This is a genomic window from Bradyrhizobium erythrophlei, assembly GCF_900142985.1.
GTDB lineage: Bacteria > Pseudomonadota > Alphaproteobacteria > Rhizobiales > Xanthobacteraceae > Bradyrhizobium > Bradyrhizobium erythrophlei_B.
In genome coordinates, this window is the sequence record NZ_LT670849.1 from 4,704,434 (window position 1) to 4,724,107 (window position 19,674).

The 19,674-nt window shown below is 56.2% G+C and carries 19 protein-coding genes and 4 pseudogenes; 16 read left to right on the plus strand and 7 right to left on the minus strand.

Going from position 1 to position 19,674, the window contains the following annotated elements; all coding sequences use genetic code 11:
• Positions 1–715 precede the first annotated feature (715 nt).
• Entirely contained in the window at positions 716–1,123 is a 408-nt protein-coding gene (locus tag BUA38_RS36960; RefSeq protein WP_156898654.1) for a hypothetical protein, read from the plus strand.
• Between the two features lie 42 nt (positions 1,124–1,165).
• Positions 1,166–1,384, plus strand: coding sequence for a hypothetical protein (locus BUA38_RS22260; protein ID WP_072821231.1), 219 nt, complete (start codon positions 1,166–1,168; stop codon positions 1,382–1,384).
• A gap of 18 nt (positions 1,385–1,402) precedes the next feature.
• Here BUA38_RS22260 and BUA38_RS36965 read toward each other — a convergent pair whose 3' ends face one another.
• Positions 1,403–1,606: a hypothetical protein gene (locus BUA38_RS36965; RefSeq protein ID WP_072821233.1), complete on the minus strand. Its 204-nt coding sequence runs from the start codon at positions 1,604–1,606 to the stop codon at positions 1,403–1,405.
• A gap of 978 nt (positions 1,607–2,584) precedes the next feature.
• On the opposite strand from BUA38_RS36965, the gene BUA38_RS38630 reads away from it, so the two are divergent.
• The 3 genes from BUA38_RS38630 to BUA38_RS22280 are packed head-to-tail and all read left to right on the plus strand — an operon-like array spanning position 2,585 to position 3,693.
• Positions 2,585–2,869, plus strand: a complete 285-nt coding sequence (locus BUA38_RS38630; protein WP_338076273.1) for a hypothetical protein — start codon at positions 2,585–2,587, stop codon at positions 2,867–2,869.
• Positions 2,866–3,030: a hypothetical protein gene (locus BUA38_RS37645; protein ID WP_172806073.1), complete on the plus strand. Its 165-nt coding sequence runs from the start codon at positions 2,866–2,868 to the stop codon at positions 3,028–3,030. The genes BUA38_RS38630 and BUA38_RS37645 overlap by 4 nt, the downstream gene beginning before the upstream one ends.
• Positions 3,031–3,693, plus strand: a complete 663-nt coding sequence (locus BUA38_RS22280) for an SOS response-associated peptidase (protein ID WP_072821235.1) — start codon at positions 3,031–3,033, stop codon at positions 3,691–3,693.
• A 227-nt stretch (positions 3,694–3,920) separates the two neighbouring features.
• On the opposite strand, the gene BUA38_RS22285 is transcribed toward BUA38_RS22280, so the two are convergent.
• Positions 3,921–4,136: a DUF6894 family protein gene (locus BUA38_RS22285; protein WP_072821237.1), complete on the minus strand. Its 216-nt coding sequence runs from the start codon at positions 4,134–4,136 to the stop codon at positions 3,921–3,923.
• Positions 4,137–4,183: 47 nt separating this feature from the next.
• On the opposite strand from BUA38_RS22285, the gene BUA38_RS22290 reads away from it, so the two are divergent.
• The 3 genes from BUA38_RS22290 to BUA38_RS36970 all read left to right on the plus strand — a co-directional run bounded on the left by BUA38_RS22290 (position 4,184) and on the right by BUA38_RS36970 (position 7,580).
• Positions 4,184–4,444 (plus strand): hypothetical protein, encoded by a 261-nt coding sequence (locus BUA38_RS22290; protein ID WP_156898655.1) that lies wholly within the window; start codon positions 4,184–4,186, stop codon positions 4,442–4,444.
• Positions 4,445–4,720: 276 nt separating this feature from the next.
• Positions 4,721–4,960 carry a hypothetical protein gene (locus BUA38_RS22300; RefSeq protein ID WP_156898656.1) on the plus strand — a complete coding sequence of 80 codons (240 nt, stop codon included), beginning with the start codon at positions 4,721–4,723 and terminating at the stop codon, positions 4,958–4,960.
• A gap of 2,176 nt (positions 4,961–7,136) precedes the next feature.
• Positions 7,137–7,580 carry a hypothetical protein gene (locus BUA38_RS36970; RefSeq protein ID WP_156898657.1) on the plus strand — a complete coding sequence of 148 codons (444 nt, stop codon included), beginning with the start codon at positions 7,137–7,139 and terminating at the stop codon, positions 7,578–7,580.
• A gap of 415 nt (positions 7,581–7,995) precedes the next feature.
• Here BUA38_RS36970 and BUA38_RS22320 read toward each other — a convergent pair whose 3' ends face one another.
• On the minus strand, positions 7,996–8,268 hold the full coding sequence (locus tag BUA38_RS22320; RefSeq protein WP_338076274.1) for a DUF1488 domain-containing protein: 273 nt from the start codon (positions 8,266–8,268) through the stop codon (positions 7,996–7,998).
• A gap of 786 nt (positions 8,269–9,054) precedes the next feature.
• On the opposite strand from BUA38_RS22320, the gene BUA38_RS38200 reads away from it, so the two are divergent.
• On the plus strand, positions 9,055–9,225 hold the full coding sequence (locus BUA38_RS38200; protein WP_072821255.1) for a DUF2934 domain-containing protein: 171 nt from the start codon (positions 9,055–9,057) through the stop codon (positions 9,223–9,225).
• Positions 9,226–9,425: 200 nt separating this feature from the next.
• Here BUA38_RS38200 and BUA38_RS38820 read toward each other — a convergent pair.
• A pseudogene (locus BUA38_RS38820) lies at positions 9,426–9,479 on the minus strand (DUF2171 domain-containing protein); the annotation flags it as partial.
• A 1,432-nt stretch (positions 9,480–10,911) separates the two neighbouring features.
• Between BUA38_RS38820 and BUA38_RS22345 the strand changes: the two are divergent.
• The 5 genes and pseudogenes from BUA38_RS22345 (at position 10,912) to BUA38_RS22375 (ending at position 15,869) form a co-directional block, all read left to right on the plus strand.
• Positions 10,912–12,225 carry an NRAMP family divalent metal transporter gene (locus BUA38_RS22345; RefSeq protein WP_072821261.1) on the plus strand — a complete coding sequence of 438 codons (1,314 nt, stop codon included), beginning with the start codon at positions 10,912–10,914 and terminating at the stop codon, positions 12,223–12,225.
• Between the two features lie 1,273 nt (positions 12,226–13,498).
• Positions 13,499–13,741, plus strand: a complete 243-nt coding sequence (locus BUA38_RS22355) for a hypothetical protein (protein ID WP_072821265.1) — start codon at positions 13,499–13,501, stop codon at positions 13,739–13,741.
• A 433-nt stretch (positions 13,742–14,174) separates the two neighbouring features.
• Positions 14,175–14,537: an ABC transporter substrate binding protein gene (locus tag BUA38_RS22360; RefSeq protein ID WP_172806074.1), complete on the plus strand. Its 363-nt coding sequence runs from the start codon at positions 14,175–14,177 to the stop codon at positions 14,535–14,537.
• Between the two features lie 315 nt (positions 14,538–14,852).
• Positions 14,853–15,038, plus strand: a pseudogene (locus BUA38_RS22370) (IS3 family transposase); the annotation flags it as partial.
• A gap of 327 nt (positions 15,039–15,365) precedes the next feature.
• On the plus strand, positions 15,366–15,869 hold the full coding sequence (locus BUA38_RS22375) for a phasin family protein (RefSeq protein WP_072821269.1): 504 nt from the start codon (positions 15,366–15,368) through the stop codon (positions 15,867–15,869).
• Between the two features lie 332 nt (positions 15,870–16,201).
• On the opposite strand, the pseudogene BUA38_RS38215 reads toward BUA38_RS22375, so the two are convergent.
• Positions 16,202–16,357, minus strand: a pseudogene (locus tag BUA38_RS38215) (IS110 family transposase); the annotation flags it as partial.
• Between the two features lie 152 nt (positions 16,358–16,509).
• Between BUA38_RS38215 and BUA38_RS22385 the strand changes: the two are divergent.
• Positions 16,510–17,298: an alpha/beta fold hydrolase gene (locus tag BUA38_RS22385; protein WP_072821272.1), complete on the plus strand. Its 789-nt coding sequence runs from the start codon at positions 16,510–16,512 to the stop codon at positions 17,296–17,298.
• Positions 17,299–17,338: 40 nt separating this feature from the next.
• A complete protein-coding gene (locus tag BUA38_RS22390) occupies positions 17,339–18,409 on the plus strand; it encodes a PAS domain-containing sensor histidine kinase (RefSeq protein ID WP_072826324.1) in 1,071 nt (356 codons plus the stop codon).
• On the opposite strand, the gene BUA38_RS36975 is transcribed toward BUA38_RS22390, so the two are convergent.
• Entirely contained in the window at positions 18,393–18,719 is a 327-nt protein-coding gene (locus BUA38_RS36975) for a hypothetical protein (protein WP_156898659.1), read from the minus strand. The genes BUA38_RS22390 and BUA38_RS36975 overlap by 17 nt on opposite strands.
• Positions 18,720–18,974: 255 nt before the next feature.
• A pseudogene (locus BUA38_RS22395) lies at positions 18,975–19,622 on the minus strand (GntR family transcriptional regulator); the annotation flags it as partial.
• Positions 19,623–19,674 lie beyond the last annotated feature (52 nt).

Below are 19,674 nucleotides of genomic sequence, written 5' to 3' on the forward strand. Positions count from 1 at the left end.
CAAAGCACCGACAAGGTCGTCACCGCTATTTTGTGAAGATCCGCCATTACCCAAACCCTCATTCTGGATAGGTCGGTACACTACTAGGACTCGGGTCATTCGAATTTTCGGGCTCTCCAGCGAGAGTCCGATCTCGGATCCCGCGGTCCGCGGCTTGCCCTCGTGACGGTCGGATCCTCGATTCTCAAGATCGCACGATCTTCCTGGCCAGCCGACTGTATCCGACAACGTCCGCCGCCAAAATCGGATTACCTTCTTCGTAGCGTGACGCGAGAATCGCGGCGAATACGTGTCTCCAGACGCGGACTGATGTTGGTATTTGGCACTGGCGTCCAAGCCGCTCTTCTTGGAAAGAGTAGCCGGCCCAAGACGACTTGCCAAGGCAGGCGAAGGCGTCAGTTGCGAACCGGGCCGTGGCCAATCGGAGGTTCAATTCTGTCATGCCAAGAGTGAACCGCGTTGAAGTAACAGCGCTACCATGACTAACCTGACTAGGCGTTAGGGTACGGTAACGTCCGCTGTGGCCTTAAGCGAAATAGATTACGCTCATCGAATGTTATGGAAGAATTGAGCCACTCGTTGGTCACTCCGAAGCACCTGTCCAAAACCTTCGAACGAGCCAATGCTGAGCGCCCGTCCTTCAGACCTTCTCTATCAAGTGAACTTCGACCGGAAATCCCATTAGCTGAATATCGCCGCATGGCTATTGCTCGCGTTGGCTTTCTACGAAAGCCCGGAGGTTCTTACGGGCGCTCAGCGGCTAATCCAGCGTGGCATCGAGTTTGATGAGGCGGCCGACAGGCAGCTTGCCAGCGCGCTTCGGCTCGATTGCCTTGCTTGGTCAGCGTTGCAGTTTACGGGAGGTCCCGAAGCACCGTCACCGACGATCGCGGCGGCGTTGCAAGGCGGCGTCGAATTGCTCGAAGTTCAATTCCGCCAATGCAATCACACGGAACTTATCGACTTAGCTTTGGTGATTTGGCCGCGTGAGCGGCCTATCCACACCTTAAGGCGCGCCCTCTATTGCGCTAAATGTCTGAAGAACTATCAGAGGAAACGCCGGCCAGACCTGATCGGCTTACGGGTTCGCCAGAACCCCGATCCGACGTCACCGATGAAATGAACAAGTACGTCAAGACGACCGTGGTCCGATCCGGAGGCCGCGATGAAGAAAATTTTGGAAATTGCCAACGGCGTTGAAGCCGTGCAGGACGGCCGCATCCATATCGAGAAGATCAACGGGCCATTCCTGTTCACGCATGGCGCTCTGCCTGCGCAGTACAGCGCGGGACTAAAGCTCGCGATCGAGCGCGGCTTCCTCATGATGCATGAAAGCGGGACTTACGTGAAGTTCACGCAAGCTGGGTCAGACTTGTTCGCGTAGAGGCTTTGTCAGATACGTCTATTGCAGACTGGTGAGCCCGGCTTCGATCACTTCCAGTTCGCTATCAAGCAGACGGGAGAGATATCCTGTATCGAAAGCGTCGCTGTTTTTGCCCTTCAGGGCATTTCGAAGTCCTTGCCGATGTTCGCGGAGTTCTTCGATCTTCACGCGATCCTTCAAGCGCACATACCCATCAACGATCAGTTTAACAGCTTCGGACATCACCTAACTCCAGACCTCAAAGGGTTTGATCCGGCGAGCTTTTTCTCGGATTTTCCGATTGCGTGCAAGAGTGAACGGGAGCGCGCCTCAGCCGGGAAATGATCACAAGTGCACACGAAAAGACTTCCTCGGCCAAGCTTTCCCCGGCGCGAGGAACAACCGGCCAGAGGACGACGTTGACCAGCCGTATCATCCCCCATGATACGCCCCCTGAACGGCCTCAGCGTTTCCCCCGGCGCTGAGGCCTTTTATTTGCAATCTCGCCGGCCTGTAATTTTGGGTTCCGGACACTGGAACCTGCTGGGCCTTTCCGCGTAATTCACAGGCCGTGAACTTGCCCGGTCGGAATGCAGCCGGGAAAATTCGGGGTTTCAACTCTGAGGGGTCTTCGATGATGATCGAGGGAAGCTTCGAGCCGCGAGTGCAGGCAAATATGGATGTCGCGCTTGAAAGGGTTTGCGGAAAAGCGCCTGACGGCCAGCGACATGACGTTCGAAAACGTGTCGCCAAAGCAATTCTGCAATGCGCTAAAAGCGGAAAGACGGCCCTTGGAGCGTTGACCGAGGCCGGCGAGAAGGCCCTTTGGCGTATACCTAATAAAGTAGCCTAAATTCGATCGCTGGTACTTTCGAGCCGCTCGTAAAACAAAGGCATATTCCTATATCGGGACTATGCCCCAATTTGATTTTTGCATTCCTACAGTCGGCAAAACTGTGCCCGCCGGCGCAGACTGGTTTCACGAGATTAAATACGACGGCTATCGGCTGCGCGTCGAGCGGGATCGTCCGTGCGCCTGATCACGAGAGGCGGCCACGACTGGACGAAGCGCTTCCTGTGGACCGCCGAGGCCGCGTTAAAGAACCGCCGCAAACAGTTCGTCATCGACGGCGAGGCCGTGATCCTTGGTCTTGACGGTGTGTCCGATTTCAACTTCATTCCCGCCGACAGAACGGCGAAGTTCAGCTTTGCGCATTTGACGTGCTCGCGCTCGACGGCGACGACCTTCGAGACCTCCCGCTTTCGATGCGCAAGACGCATCTTGAGCGCCTGCTACACGGCCGCCCCGACGGCATCTTCGTCAACCCGTTCGAAATCGAAGCCATCGGCCCTGAACTTTTCCGGGCCGCGTGCAGCACGGGTCTCAAAGGTTTGGTTTCTAAGCACAGCGATCGCCCGTACCGAGGCGGACGATCGCCGCACTGGATCAAGGTGAAGAACCGATCGCATCATGCCTTTGATAGAGTAGCGGAGAACTTTCGATGACGACGACAGTTGCGAGGCTTCTCGCACAGAAAGAGGCTTTATTGGCACGCCTCGAAGAACAGCCCGGCGACAGCGAGCGAGCGCTGATCGAGGCGACTTTGGCGAAGATCGACACCGCGTTGAACTTGCTGGACAGTGCTGGCCCCGGCGAGCCCACCTAAGTGTGCAACCTTTACAGCATCACGACCAACCAAGCCGCGATGATCGCGCTCTTTCGCGTCATGAACCGCTATGTCGGCAACTTGCCGCCAATGTCGGGCGTGTTTCCTGACTACCCAGCCCCGGTCATTCGCGAAGCCGACGGTGGCCTTGAACTAACGATGATGCGTTGGGGAATGCCGCCGCCGCCACGGACAGGCGGCCCGCCCGTCACCAACATCCATGATACGTCATCGCCGCACTGGCGGATGTGGCTAAAGCGTGAGAACCGTTGCCTTGTGCCCTTCAATAGCTTCGCCGAATACGCGCCAGAACCGAACCCTGAGACGAAGAAAAAGGATGTTGTTTGGTTCGCACTCAACGATGATCGTCCGCTCGCCACGTTCGCCGGCATCTGGACGACGTTCAACGGCGATCGCGGGACGAAGTCAAAGCCTGTGCCCGGCCCGCACCAAATCTATGGCTTCCTGACGACGGCGCCGAATGCCGTCGTCGAATCGATCCATCCGAAGACCATGCCCGTGATCCTGACGACGGACGAAGAACGTGAGGTCTGGTTGCGAGCGCCGTGGGATGAAGCAAAGGCGCTGCAACGACCGCTGCCGGACGGTGCGTTGAAGATAGTGATGCGTGGCGCAGACAAGGAGGACATCTTAGCCGCATGAAGGAACTCTCCGCCCCCCGAGAGCCTCGATCGGCGCGAAGCATCTTCAGTTTTGCCAGAAAAAATCCCCCGTCGGGGCGATGCCGGCGGGGGTGAGATTTCGGGTGAAACCCCAAGGCCCAACGAAGGGCAGCCTTTAGATTCCTGACAATCGAACAGCGGCAGCTCTAAACAAGCAAGTCTAAGAGTTGGGCAGCCGGCCAGCAGATTTCATGTTGTGAAAACCGTCTAGATATCATCCAGCGGTATGACGCAGATACCTATGCCGTCCTCAGTGGTGACCGAGATCGAGTAGTTCTGCCCTGATAATTCTGGCCGCTCCGCGCGCAACGAGCGCGCCAGCTTTATCGCCTCGATCTGCGCGATGGTGTCGTCGATCAACTCATGTAGGCCGTAGTCGGAGACCCTTCGGCTGTCGACGAGCTTGAAATGGTAGCGCGGCATCTGTCCTATATTGCAAATTGAATGCCATGACGGCTTGGAGGACGCCGATGACAGCATCTTACGTAGATTTCACCGCGGCCGCGTTCGCGTTTGCGGCGGCCGTCCTTTGGTTCTATGCGGCCTTCGGCACTGATGTTTACGTAGAGGAACAAGACGTCGCACGCGGCGACGTCATCGTTTCAAAGAAGGGGCGCCTTTATGACGTCAGAGCATCGATGATAAAACAATCGAGGTGGATCAGTTATGCAGCCATCGCCGCGGGCATCGCTGCGGCTCTTCAGTGCATTGGTCTCATGATGAAAGGCTAACCAAGATCGGTGACTACCGCGGTTCAGAAATAGTTCCGGCGCGCGCGGTCGCCCGCGACGTCGCCCGGGCCGAAGCCCTTGGCGCCGATCTGGACCGCGTCGCCGGGACGTCGCTGGACATGGGCGCCGAACTGGACGCGCTGGTCAGCAATGGCGCGTTCCAGATTTAACTTTTGTGGTCGCTATTTAGCTTAACGATCGACTTTAGTTGCGCCGCTATTTTTAGACGCTCAAAAGTTCGCTAGTCGCGAACACAGACCCCCATCCGTTTCCGCGATGAGAAGCCGCCGCATCCCCCAATGCGGCGGCTTCGGCAAAGCTGGCATGGGTGCGGCGATGAAGAAAGAAGACCTAAAGGAAATGGCCAGTCGTTGCAGGCTTATCGCCCGCAAGGCGGACAAATTCACAAGGATACGACTGCTCGAACTGGCTTCGAAATACGAAGCACAGCTTGAACGCCGATCGCCGCCCGTCAAAAGCGCATACCGCAATGACCACCGCGGCAAAGGGCAATAAGAACTAAGGCGCTCATGGCTGCAATGAACGATACTTCCTTCGAGGATGAGTTCGAACGCAGAACCTCGAAGCGGATAAAGCACAATCGAGGCGCGCTCCTCCGCATTGCAGGGCTACGCAACCTCTTCGAATTGACGGTACGTGACGTATCGGATCGCGGTATCGCCGTTCGGCTACATATCGACCTGCCGCTGCTCCCAGTCGACTTTGACATATCCGATAACGGATTTCGGTCGGCCCAGCATTGTCGACTAATCTGGCGCCAAGGCAGTTTTGTCGGCGCCGAGTTTGTCGATTAGCGTTTAATCGATCTGGTTAGAGGAATATATTCTTACGATGAAACCAAGATTGCTAATTCTTGCTATCGCTCTAGTGGTCGCGAGCGTGCTGTTTGCACGAACCGCGACGGACGCAAAGACGTGTGGTTTTTGGGGTCCAATTTCGGAAGGCGTGTCCTGCCGATGATCCCAAGCGCTCTCGAATAGGACGCCGCCCCCCGCGCGGGGCGAGATTGCCCGTAGCGGGGACACACTTCGAAAAAGCCCCGGGGTTCCGAAACGAAACTCCGGGAAAATGACGGCAGCCGACGTTGGACTAACAACCCAAGAGATTTTCGAGGCCCGCCAAGATCAGGGACGCCGAAACGCGCGGCCCGGGCATCGTTCGGGCCGTTATCGATGCGATCGGATATAACTATGCGAAGCCTCAAGATAGCAGGTACATCAACTCAGCTGTTGAAAGCAGGTAACTCGCAAGCCCGATCAATTGGGCCGCTTCGTTCCGGCCGATCGCGACGTCCCTATGGCTCGGCGGATTGCGAGCGTAAACTGGCTGGCATAATGGTGCATGAGCGCTCGGCTCTTCCCATCGATATTTCTCAAGTACGTCCGGCAGACCTATCTGCGGGACCACGAAAGTGACTTGGGAACCAAGTGTCTCAAATTCAGTGCCATTTTCGCAACATCTGACAAAAAAGGCTGCCTGGACTGCCAATTCCCAGTCTATCCATTGCCGCCGTGGCGAGCGTCAGGGTATTTTTATGTTAAATTCCAAGATATCTCGATTCACTGGGGGACTTTCGATGTTGAAATTCGTGATCCTGGGCGTCGCTTCTCTAGCCTTCGTGGGAACAGCAGCTGCTGCCGACCTCCCACGAGCTCAGCCTCAGCCGGTCGCCGCGCCGGTAGGCAAATATCCCATGGGTAAATATCCCGTCGGCAAGAGCCCGCTAGGCAAATATCCCGTTGCGGCCCCGGCCCCGCTAGTGACCAAAGGTTGATCTAATATCTATTCGTGCGTCGGCCAGTTTCGTTTTTGGAGTGGGGGACATCGGGGTCCGGAATCGATAACGATGAACCGATCCACTAGCCCCTCAACGTCTCGCCAGCGCTTTTGGCTTTCTCAGCCACATCCGCTTGGCCTTTGCCTCGGCACGCTTTTTGAGCTCAGCCTTGATCTTTTCGATCAGGGTTGGCTCTGACGTCTGAATTTTAAGGGTGGAGTTCACGTGCGCGCCCTCCGATTAGCTCTACTTAGCAAGCTAGTCCAATTTGGCCACACACGCAAAAGCCGCCAAGGCTTTCCCTCGACGGCTTATGTCGTCGCGTTGCACTTGCGTAGAGTTAGCCGCGCCGAGCGGTGCTCGGACGTAGCCTGAGCCTGCTAGCCACCGGCCGCAATGCCTTCATCGAATGAGGCGTTCGATGCGTTGCCGGCGTGTCGGGTCCAACGTAGCCCGATGCAGAACAAGTTGTCACTGGCGACGGTCCTTATCAAGCCAGCGGTGCTGTCCCATCGATGAAATGGAAAAGGGCGACCCTCGCGAGCCGCCGCTCTTCAGCTAAGGGCCAGTTTCGATTAGCGCGAAAGTTGAATTCTTAGCAAAGCCTCCTGTAACGCCTCCATCGCCCGTCGAAGGTGCGAAGATGCTTCGCCCTCCTCCTTTTCTTTCGCGACGATAACCAGCAACGTCTCTTCTGCCGCTTTGAGCTTCTGGATATCGCTGGATGCTGGATTCGACTGCGAAGGACGCACGGCTCACCGCCCGGAGGCTGGAACTGCCGCGGACCGCTGCCCTTCCGACGGCGGAGTGGCGGGGTGGCCCAAGCAGAAACGGCTTTTCGGCTGGTTATTCCTGCGGCAGAATAGCTAACGTGCGGCTATAGGAGTCGAGAAAGTGTTTGGCTGGCTTAAAACCGAGCGTCGTGAGCGACGAAGGACAGTTAGGTTAGACCGAAAATATCTTGAAGCAAGGTCACGGCGCTTTCTGAAGATTTATCTGGACGCAGATGAAACGCGAAAGCCTCAATTCTATCGGGCGGTCGAAGAGGCGTCCAAGCGATGCCAGCCAGCGGACTCTGGTTTACCGCCTTCCGAATTAGAAGATGCTCAGATCGCCGAAGCCACTTCCCGGGCGGCGATGAAAATAGTTTTAGAGCGAACTGCCTCGAAAAAAGATGACCGACTTGCCGACTTCCTAACCGATGCCTATGCAACCGTCGGCATCGCATACCATCGCGCAGCTGGCGCCTACACGATGGACCAAGAAATGCAGGAATTGGGCACTGCGGCTGTTCACCTCCTCACGATAGCGACCTCATACACGGATGCGCAAAAATAGGAGGGGGACTGTTAGATGATGGTCGCTGCGTCTGGTCAATTGATGTCGGAATGAATAACCTAAGATCGCCCCATGGTCAAAAAATTACTTCCATTCGCCAAGGATTTGGTTGGCGATGGATATGTGCTTGTCGGCATCTTCGCGCCGCTGCTGTCGATTGCCTTCACCATTGCGAAGGCCTTCGACATGCCAGAGCTAAGCCACCTCCGCGATGCTCCAATTTATCGTGGCTTCGTAATGCGTCTTATAGAGCCACAGGAAGGGCCTTGGTGCCGATTCCGAAGAGAAGCACGAGCCCGTGGGCGACACCAACACCGCAAACATGGATAGTCTGAAAGTGCTTGACCCCTAACGGCCGATTAGAGAAGTGGCCATCGGCGTCTAACATATTTTGCGCGGCTCAAGTCCCAGCGTTTCAGAAATTAGCGGCAACAAGATCATAAGAGCCCCTGCTTCCGCGAACATAGATCCTGGCCGCGGCGGCACATATCAAATCACGATTGCGATCGAACGCGTTCAGAAAGCCCGACTCATCGGCGCGCGAATTTGGTTGAATTCGCCTCAATGCGTCTTCGCTTATAAAAAATGATGCTTCTATTGCGCTGTCGTGCCCCCAAAATCGAACGGCGCGCCGCGTTTGGTCGTATGACCGACTGTGGTTTGGAAAATCAATCACGAGGTTGATCACGTCGTCGCTGGTCTACGACAGCTCTGACCGAGACTGGAATTAGTGAACCGTCACGGTTGATTGCGGGTTGTAACGTCCGTTTGGTTGCAACGAAGACTTGGCCACCCATCCGCCTTAACGACTTGATGCGTTTGGCCCACTGTCGTTCAATGCGACGATGGAAGCTCATGGGGCATGTCGCAATCACTAGGTCAACCTCACTGACACGCTCGTAGGCGTAGATCGTATGTTTCGTTTACGTAGGTAGTAATTTCGCTTTTGCGAGCACAATCGCAGCAGTGCCGCTCTTTTTCAAATCTCAAATACGGGAGCGCTGCCGAATTCTAAGTCGCCGAAAGGCGTCATAGGCAGGACAGTGATATCGCGAACCATGCAGGATGCATGCACCACGAATTGTACGCTCTCAGCTGGCGAAATGGCGCGCGGCTGCGAAGAGCGCAGTCGTGAACATTATCATCGTGAAAAGCGCGCCTATAACCCCCCGTGTTAGCCGCGCGCTGCTCAAATGCTGGGACATGGCATTCTCCGGAACTTGCAATGGCAATCGCCGAAGGCAGCGGATGGTTCCAGCGAAAGTCAAGCCAGCCCAACCTGGCGCCTCTATTGCCCGCAGATGAATCGCTCCGACGGCCCACATTGGCGGGTTCTAAAGGAAATGAATTGGGGTTTGGGCTTTGGCCGATGGTGGGTTCAATGCGCGAACGGTCCAGGGGTTCTTGTTCGCAAGGGAACAAGTTGCGGCAGCCGACGTTGTGACTTCGGCCATGAAGGCTTGTAGGTCCGAAGATGAGCGTCCCGACCATTGAGCAGATCCGCACCCGCGCCCACCAACTATGGGAGACGGCCGGCCGGCCCGCAGGTCACGAAGACGCATTCTGGTATGAAGCCGAGCGCGAACTGCGCCAGAGTGACGGGACCAACAATCCCGAAGAAAAGGCGGATACTTTCCTTGAATAAGGTCGGGCAAGTCGCCTGATGATCCTGTGAGGCCGTGGACCGCATCCCGCTCGAGTCGGGCCGCATCTAAGTTTGGGTTCACGCCTGCAAGTCGCAGCCGCATATCCGAATCCGACTTGCGTGGCCTCGCTCCACTGCGCTTTCACATCTTTTGACGCCTTGTTGAGGTGGACGTGCTGGTCGACCTGATCAGCCCATCCCACAGGAATGAGGTGGTGTTTCCCGTCGGGAGCATCGCTCTTTGTCAGCTTGATCTTGTCCTTGCCATCGAGATCGGATGATCGACTTTGCCGATCGTTTTTCCCCCGAGGCGATCACGTCCACATGAAGCTCATTCTCGAAGGTCTAAAGCTGACCACCAACTAAGGCGGATAAACTTCGCCAAGGAACGCTTAACAAACATTGACTCAGTTGGAGGTGGCCGATGCCGCATTATTATTTCGATATCAAAGACGGCCACAGGCTGGTGGACCCGGCAGGCTTTACTTCGATGATGATGACCACAGGGGCTGAAGCCGTTTGAAACATCGCCACTTGATAAAGGAACGTCTCTTCGTGCGGGTTGTTGAAAAAAGAGGGCGGCTCGAAAGGACCTCTTTCCACAGCTGTTCGCAATCGATCTACTCGTCGTGTTTAGGATGCCAAAAAGCAAACCAACCCCCACCGGCCCAATGAGAATGCAACCCATCGAGCACGGCTCGATATTGCCGACACAAGGGCTGCCTATGATGCCAACCGCGGGAAAGGCGGCGAAGCCGCCCCAACCGAAACGGCAGCGGACAAGGGCGGAAGCCGTCCGCGCCGCCAAAGCGAGAATAGCGCGCCGAGACTCCCTGCGGACGCAGCGGCATGCCCAAAAGGGCAAAGTACTGCCCTAGTTTCTAGAGTCGATTTCCTGATCGAGCTCGCGAAGGAACGACAGCCCCTCTACCGTCAAGCGGTGTTCGTCCTTTTCGCCCTCCGTGTATATTTTCATCAGATGTCTGGAAAGCCGTTCGCGGGCGCCATTCGCCTCAGAACGGTCTGCTAGAGTTCCGTATATGCTCAGCGCGCGGTCGACGGGTAGAATGTTCATTGGATTGCCTCGGATGGTTAAGCCGTTAGGTAAGGTTCATTCCTCCGTATCGTTCCGGGAAAAGAAATTATGTCGTAATGCGATTTTAGGCGCGGTGTCTGGGCTTATTCGGGCGAAGAGTGGCGGCTGCAACTTTCCCGATCCGAGTTGCATCCGAAAGCCATGGCGGATCAAATGACTCGTCAACCCGTATATGTCGAAGAGAACGATGTGCGCACTTTCGAATGCGCGAAGTGCAATTCCAGCGAGCGCTTTTTTTAGGTCGCGATCTAAGCGCGACTTCTACGCTGACTTGAACTAGATCGGCGGCTTGAAAATTTTCCGTTTCAGAACGGCTAGGTGCCCCTTCGGATTTGCTGCCGGCTTACGTGCGCATGTGGTCAATATTGACCACTCACCGTTTTCGAGTGACCGAGTCTGCGCCGCCGCCGCTGGATCATCCGCTCCATCGTTAAGAGCATAGGCCACCATCACGCGTTCCACCCGGCCTCAAGCGAAATCCGGAGCGATCCCGGCATCGAGCATGCCTATCTCCGCTCACCGAACGGCGAAGGTCGGTTTCGGAGTACAAAGATCTTGTAATTCGCAAACCATTATTTGAAGCTTAAGCCATGAATTCCTCCGAGAATGGGCTCAGCAAAACACCCGATAAACGTCCAAATATATTGTTGCGGCTGCTCGGACCCGGGCTGGTCACGGGGGCCGCCGACGACGATCCGTCCGGCATCGCGACCTATTCCCAGGCCGGCGCGCAATTTGGTTATGGCCTGCTGTGGACAGTTTTTCTGACGACACCATTCATGATCGCAATCCAGCTTGTCAGCGCTCAAATCGGCCGAGTGACGGGAAAAGGTATCATCGCCAATGTAAAAGACTTCGCTCCGCGCTGGCTGGTCATATCTCTCGTATCCATGCTGGTGATAGCCAACACGTTCAACATCGCGGCGGACCTCGCTGCGATGGGCGAAGCGCTCTCGCTCGTGACCGGCGGCCTTGACCACGAGCACGCCTTGATTTTCGCGGCAACCTCAGTGCTGCTGCAGGTGTTTGTGCGGTACCGGCGTTATGCGCCCGCCCTGAAGTTTCTCACCTTGGTATTATTCTTTTACGTTGCCACCGCATTCACCGTCCACATTCCGTGGGGCAAAGCGTTTGTGCGCGCAGTGTGGCCGGCTGCCGAGGTTAACCGCGATTATCTGCTCATGGTTGTTGCGGTGCTCGGGACAACCATCAGTCCTTACCTCTTTTTCTGGCAGGCATCCCAGGAGGTCGAGGAGATGAAGCAAAATCGGCCGCGGCGCCCGTTAAAAGAACGGCGCCCTCTAAAGGAGCTATTGCATGGTGGCGAATCTGAAATTCAGCGCATCGCGTTGGACACCAGCGTGGGCATGGCGTTTTCGAACATCATCGCTTTCTTTATTATTCTAACCACGGCCGCCGTGCTCAATGCCGGCGGCGTGACCAAGATCCACAGCGCGGCGGAGGCGGCTGAGGCCCTGCGGCCACTTGCCGGTGATTTGACCTTCGTTTTGTTTGCGCTCGGGATTGTCGGTACGGGACTGCTTGCGGTCCCGGTGCTAGCCGGCTCGGCAGCGTATTGCGTTTCCGAGGCATTCGGCTGGCACGCCACTCTAGAGGCGAAAGCGCCGGATGCTGTCGGGTTTTACAGTATCATTGCCGCCGCCACGGTGGTGGGACTCGCGCTCGGTTATACGCCAATCGATCCCATACAAATGCTGATTTGGAGCGCCGTGCTCAATGGTATTGTCGCTGTTCCAATCATGACGGTCATGATGGTGGTCGTTACGCGCCTTTCGGTGATGGGCCGTTTCAGCGCCCGCCCGACACTCACCTTCTTTGGATGGGCTGGCACAGCGCTGATGGCTGTTACCGTTGTGGCACTCCTCTGGTCCTCGATTAGCTGAATCGCACTCTCAGCCGAGTATTGACTACGAAGTAAAAAGCAAGCGTCCGTTTGACGGTCAACGATTGCGTGGATCGCCGCTTCGTCGGCGGCCGAGACTGGTGATCCGTTTGGAGGATTATTGTTTTGTGCCATAGCTAACTCAAGTTGCCCAGCAACGAGGAAAACGTTTGCGATGCCAAATTTGAGAAGCTTGTTCACTTGAACGCCCTTCGATCGAAGCCGACCACAAGGGCCGGCAAGCGTTCTGGGTTGCCAAATCCGTTCGCCCTCGGCGGAGGGAACGGGCCTGTGGCCTAGTTTGAAATACGCTGTGGCCTAATTTGAATCGTTAATTTTTGAGAAGTGAGCAATATTGAACATCGGATTCGATTTGCGACGCCGCATGATCGGTATCGTCACTGCGTATCCGAGGGGAGCATCATGCCCCAGGCCAACCGAAATGCCTCGCCGCCGCGTCTCTATGCCATGCCGGAACTTATCGAGATGCGTCGCCAAGTGCTCCGGTTTGCTCGGTCGTTACCGCCCGGCCCAGAGCGGAATAATCGCCGGCAGATTGCCTCATCGCTGCGACCGTGACACTTGAAGCGCGCCTTGCCGAAGAGGCTGTGAAGCTTCGAAAGGAAGCTCAGGGTACGCCTCATGGCATAGAACGCGAGCGACTTATGCGGCGTGCCCGGCAGGCTGAAACTGGCTCACACATAAGCGAATGGCTGCGCTCGGCAGGACTACAGCCGCCGAAGTAGCTAGCTGCTAGGAGGCGCTATGGCAGTCATCTTAGTTTTAAAAATCGCCACCCTTGGACTATGCGTCTTTTCGACGTTGCTGGCGTCTATGCTCTACTTCAATTTGTAAGAAGTAAGAAGCCTGAGCAAAATTGCTCACATCGCAGGACGCAAGTTGGGCGACGCGGGAACGATAGCCGTGAGGCGCCGTTGTTTTTTTGGCAGCCAGCGGATACCCGTCGGCGTCAGCGGAGAATTCCGATGGAATTGATCTTGATTATTGTTGTCGTGGTGCTGTTGTTCGGTGGCGGCGGGTATTGGGGTCGGCGACGCGGCCACTGGTGAAACTCACCGACGACGAAGGCGTGATCATACGTCTGAGTTGATCGTTGCGCTATTCGTGGTTGACTCTCACGCAACACGCAGCCGAGCTGGCGAGCACCGGGAACGCGAGCAGTTCCATGCCGACGATCCTGAGCGCCAACAAAACGAAGGAGTGAAGGAATTCACTAATGCTAATTTTAAGGTAGCAACGGGCGGACATTCAAAATGCCTAAAAAGCCGAAGATCGATCACGAGTACCACGCCAACAAGGACAAGATGGAGATAACGATTCGGGGGTATTCGCCGAGCAAGAAGTCTCGCGACACCATCATAGAAAAACTAATGGCGCAGCTTGAAGGCAGCCCGGATCGTGCCATCGCCGACGTCAAAAAGACTTCTAAAAAAGAACCTGGCAAAAAGCAGCATGGTCTACCAAAGGTGTCCAGGCTGGCTGAGGTTGGTGACTAAAAGACGGGAAAAAGACAACACGGCACCGGATTTCAAGTCCACTCGGCGAGCTATGCTGAACCGAAGCAGACGATGACATCGCAATCGGCGGCGTAGCCTGACCGATGTCTGCTCTCGGGGGTAAAACAGAAATCCCATTTCAAGGCGTCAGGACCGTTTTTTTGACCCGATTCGGACATTTCCAACGGTCTGCCGCTCCCATCGACACCGGCCGAGTGATCAATTTAGCTCAATAATGACCCTGTCTAACGACGGACCTAAAGTGGCCTGAGACCATTGACACTGATCTCCCCACCGCCTTCGGTTCATCCTGCGCAAGAAAATCGCGCGGGGAAAGGTTACCCGTGTTTAGAAAGCAATTTAGCGAGGTTGAGGACGCCTGTGCGCTGGCACAAGCGATGGTAGACACCGTTCGATGTGAAGGGAATTGAAGGTGCGTTCGCAACGCTTGCGCAGGACAAAGGTAGATGCATTGCTGGTCGGCAGCGATCCGCTCTTTGACGTGAATCGCGACGAGCTCGTTGCACTAGTAGCCGCAACAGCGATCCCAGCAATCTATCAGTTTCGCGAATTTACGACCGCCGGTGGACTCATAAGTTATGATCCAGATATCGCCGATGCCTATCGGCGGGCCGGCGTTTACGCCGGGAAGATACTAAGGGGCGCACTGCCTGCCGATCTGCCGATCCAACAACCGACGAAGTTTCAACTTGTCATCAACCTCAAGACCGCAAAGGCACTGGGCATCGAAATCCCGCCGACCCTGCTCGCCCGCGCCGACGAGGTGATCGAATGAAGCTACGCGAGTTCATCACGCTGGTGGGCAAGCAGCTTGATGCCGCCGCCATGTCGGCCTTTGCGGTCCCCCGCCACCCCTTTAAATTCACGCGGCGTGTCCCTTGTCTGAATCCTTGAAGGTGGTCACGGTTTCTTCCACGCCCTTTTCGTAACTGCCCGCGAGCCTCTCGATACTGTCCGGCCACATCCTCGGCATTGAAACTTGAAAGTGCATAATTGGCTTCAAAGCATTCATGCCGATTGCCGTCGCCGCGGTGACCCGAAGGAGGTCGCGGACCCCATCCGGCCGAAAGGCGGTGGCGGCATCGGCGACCGACGCGGCAAGCCCAAGGAGCTATTGCATCACTCCGATCAAGGCAGCCAGTACACCAGCGAGCAGTTCCAACAGCTGATGGCGGACAGCGGCATCGTCTGCAGCATGAGCCGATTCGGCAACGTCTGGGACAATGCGGCGATGGAGAGCTTCTTCTCGTCACTGAAGCCCGAGCGGGTGCTTCGGGCGATGAAATAGTTCAACGATACCGACGGCATGTAGCCAAAAATGCTAAGCGGCTAGGCAAGCCTAAATTAAGACAAAGCACACAGACCGTGCGCTGAAGCGAAGGCGGCGGCGACGGAAGTAGTTCAACGGCCTTCAGGTACGTGAGACACCGACCCTCAGCCGCCGCTGGTTCCAAAGCATTGCGTTTCATGTTGCGCGCCACATGGCGAACCACCAGGAACCTAAACTTGGAGATAACGTCCGGTTGGAACGTTAGCCCGCACAGCATGTTGTCACTGCAGGGGAGGACCTTTTGGCCGACCCGATCGTCCCTTGGAGTTTCAGATGAGCAAACGTAAGCCGGCAACGGCGTTAAAGCACGCTGGCCACCCCAAAATATCCGCGAAGGCCCAACGCGCCGCTCAGACTATTGTTAGAAGTCCCAAAGACGGCCGTATCCGCTCGGCTGGGGAAGGCGCGACTGAATCGTCCCCAAAGCCTGTCGACGGGCAACAAGAGGCTCTTGAGAATCCGGTGACGGCCTTACAAGATGACTACAATCAGACCGTGACAGCCTTGCAAGATGACTGCGAACAGACAGTGACGGATAGCGAGGCAAAGAAACTGGTTAGCGTTTCCTTAGCCACTGCCAACGCGGGAGCTTATCAAGCAAAGCTGATGGAAATGGCACACGCCAACATGCAATTTGCGTTTGAATTCGCTCAAAGGATTGCGACGATGAAGTCGCCCGTTGAATTTCCAGGTGTTATCTTTGAATTCACAGGCAAGCGGATCGCTATGTTTGGAAATTATTCGAGAGAAATGGCTGAACTAAGTACCAAGAGGTGAAGGTTTAAAAGATCTGCTGTTGGTGTTTATTCATTCCGACATCAATTAACCAGACGCAGCGACCATCATCTAACAGTCCCCTCTTGTTTTTGCGCATCAATGTAAGAGGTCGCGATCGTGAGGAGATGAACGGCAGCAGTGCCCAATTCCTGCATTTCTTGGTCCATCGTGTAGGCGCCAGCGGCGCGATGGTATGCGATGCCAACGGTTGCATAGGCATCGGTTAGGAAGTCGGCAAGTCGATCATCCTTTTTCAAGGCAGTTCGCTCTAAGACTATTTTCACCGCCGCCCGGGAAGTGGCTTCGGCGATGTGAGCATCGTCTAATTCGAAAGGCGGTAAACCTGAGTCCGCTGGCTGGCATCGCCCACGCGACCACTTCTGACGTAGCACAATCGCGCCGTGCTCATCGTGGCCGACAACATGGAACGAGTTCTTGCCAATATCGATACCGATTACGGCGATCGCTGAGTTGAGTGTTTTCGACATGGCGTGTGCTCCTTGTCTTGGTGCCCCTGCTCAGCTTATCGCGGGCGTGGCAGGAGCACGGCCGGACCATCCCATTAGCGGACTTTGGTTTCCTATCGCCAGGAAAACTGGCAAGGTGATAATGTCATTGACAACCCTTTGAGAGTTCCATCGTGGGCGTAATTGAGCGAAATAATGTCAACGTTCGCGGATCAGCCGACCGGACCATGATATTTGCCCATGGGTTCGGTTGCGATCAGAACATGTGGCGGTTCGTGGAACCCGCCTTTGAAGGTGAATTTAGGACAGTCTTGTTCGACCACGTTGGCGCCGGCGCCTCCGACCTCAAGGCCTACGACAAAACCAAATACTCGACACTGGAAGGTTACGCCGACGACGTGGTGGAAATCGGCCGTGAACTTGGCTTGAAGGATGCTGTCTTCGTCGGCCATTCCGTCAGCAGCATGATCGGCGTTTTGGCTGCGCAAAAGGCGCCGGGAATATTCGGAAAGCTGGTCCTGGTCGGGCCTTCGGCCCGCTACATTGACGATGGCGACTACGTCGGCGGCTTCAGCGAACAGCAGATCGAAGAGCTCTTGCAGTTTCTGGAAGCGAATCATATGGGCTGGTCCGCGCAGATGGCGCCGGCGATCATGGGTAATCCGGATCGTCCCGAACTCGGCGAGGAATTGACCAATAGCTTTTGCCGGACCGATCCCGAAATAGCCAGAGCCTTTGCGCGGGTCACGTTCAAGTCCGACAACCGCGGCGACCTCGCCAAGGTCGAGATCCCGACGCTCATCCTTCAGTGCAGTGAAGACATCATCGCTTCAAAGGAGGTCGGCGAGTTCATCCATCGCGGCATACCGGACAGCGAGATCATCATCCTTGAGGCAACCGGCCATTGCCCCAATCTAAGTGCACCCGACGAGGTTATCGCCGCGATGCGAACATTCGTCTGAGCCTTTCGTGCCCGAGCCCCGCATCGATGATTTCGAGGACATGTTCGAGAATTCACCCTGCGGGTACATTACGCTGGAAACCAACGGCCGCATCGCGGGCGTGAACAAGACCCTGCTGAGATGGATCGGCCGGACGGCCGATGAAATGACCGGCAAGCGGTTCAGCGATTTCCTCAATATGGCGGGACGAATCTTTTACGAAACCCATATCGCGCCGCTGCTGCGAATGCAGGGATTTTTCAACGAATTCGCGATCGACATGGTGACGGCGACGGGCGAGCCAATGCAGATGATCTGCAACGCGCTGGAAGGCCGGGATGCCGCCGGCAAGCCGTTGTTCACCCGGCTGGCCTTGTTAAAGGCCACCGACCGGCGGCGTTACGAACAGGAGCTTTTGTCGGCGCGTGAAGCTGCAAAGACGAGTCTGGCGAGCGAACGCGAGACGTCCGAGTTGCGCGAGCAATTTATTGCCGTCCTCGGCCATGATCTTCGCAATCCGCTGGCGTCGATCAGCGCAGGGGTACGCATCCTGGGCCGCGACGCGAAGACGGAAAAAGCGCATCAGGTCGTTGCGATGTTGCAGACCACCGTCATGCGCATGGCGGAGCTGATCGACAACGTGCTCGATTTCGCGCGCGGGCGGCTTGGCGGAGGCATCACGCTTGATCGCAACGCCCGCAAACCGCTGGAGCCCGTGCTGCATCAGGTGATCGATGAACTGCGGCTGTCTTCGCCGGGCCGCCAGATCGAAGCCGAATATGCCATCGACAGTCCGGTGGATTGCGACAGAACCCGCATTGGGCAACTCGTTTCCAATCTCGTTGGAAATGCCATCAGTCATGGAACGGCCAGCCAGCCCGTGCGGGTGCGCGCGGAGACGGAGGAGGGGCTGTTCAAGTTTTCCGTCGCGAACGGCGGCGAGCCCATTCCCCAGGCTGCGATGGAAAAACTGTTCGAACCCTTCTTCCGGGGCGAAGTGCGCGCCAGCCGGCAGGGACTGGGGCTCGGTCTGCACATTGCCTCTCAAATTGCAAAAGCCCATGACGGTGTGCTGACCGTGACCTCGACGCCTGAGGAAACCAAATTCACCTTTGTCATGCCGCTTCGGTGAGCGCTCTACGGATGTCGCCTTTTGGCGCACTTAGCGGACATGTCCGGTCGCGCTCGCGATGTCCGCTGTTCGGGTGATAGTGTTGCAAAAGTCGTTTTGCAGGAAATGCAAAATTTCTCAGGGCCGCTGGCGCGTTATTCGTGTAATGATCTGAGGGACCTCGTCGCCTTGCGACAAATTCGTCGGCGACTTCGGCAGCGCGACTGAGACTATGCGAATCATCGACCTCCTTGCGCTTCAGGTTTTCGCCAAAAATTTGAACCGCTGCAACTTTCGACTTTTGCAACACTATCCGGGTGAAAGCAGACATCTCACTCTCGCCGAACCCACTTCCGTTGATGACCCCTGGGCGGACATTTGTGGGGTCTCCGGCGAGTTTCGGTAAGCTATTCGAATCTGGGAGCTCGTTATCCTATCTGCCTCGAGCTTTGCGGCGCGCAGCGGCAGCCAATTTCGTCGGCTTCTTTGGTAATTTCCGCTCCGGCCCGAGCTTAGAGACGCCTTGTTCGCTTTCTTGATGAGGGAACGTTGCCTGGCCTCCAAGGAGGCCGGCATTATCTTCCTTCAACGCGTGCTCCACACAGCCACGGATGTGCGAGACCATAATCTTTTGTGCCTGATTCCAGTCGCGAACGAGCGCCGCCTCCAACAGAGCCTGATGCTCGCGCGCGGCAATCTCCCCGCGAAACACAATGGCGATCATCTGATAGCGGAGATAGCGGTCGTATGCGGCTGCGTGGGCGGCAAGAAGGACATCAGAGCCGCAGGCCGAGATCAGCGAATGGTGAAAACCCCAGTCGCACTGCTTCCAGAGTTCCTGGTCCTGCCGCTGCCCTTCGAGCATGCGCTTTTCCATCACACCCAGCTTATGGTGGGCAGAAACCACGCGGCCTTCCCAGTCCAGATCGCCGGCGGCGAACGACTGTTCGAGTGCGTGATTTTCGAGAAGGAGGCGCAGTTCGGCGACCTGCCTGAAGTCTGCCGCCGAGACCGGCGCGACCTCAAATCCACGCTGGCCTTCGGCGACGATCAGGCCTTCTGCGCACATCCGGGTCAGCAGTTCACGGAGGGTGGGGATCGAAGTGCCATAGCTCTCGCTGACCCGCTCAAGCCTCAGCTTTTGGCCCGGAGCGAGGGCACCGAAAATGATGTCGGAGCGGATACGCCGGTAGGCGGATTCGCCGATGGTTTCTGTCGTCTGTGTCTTGGTCAGCACGTTTTGATCTCTCGGTCGTAGCAAATTTAGCACTTTTGACGGAACTATG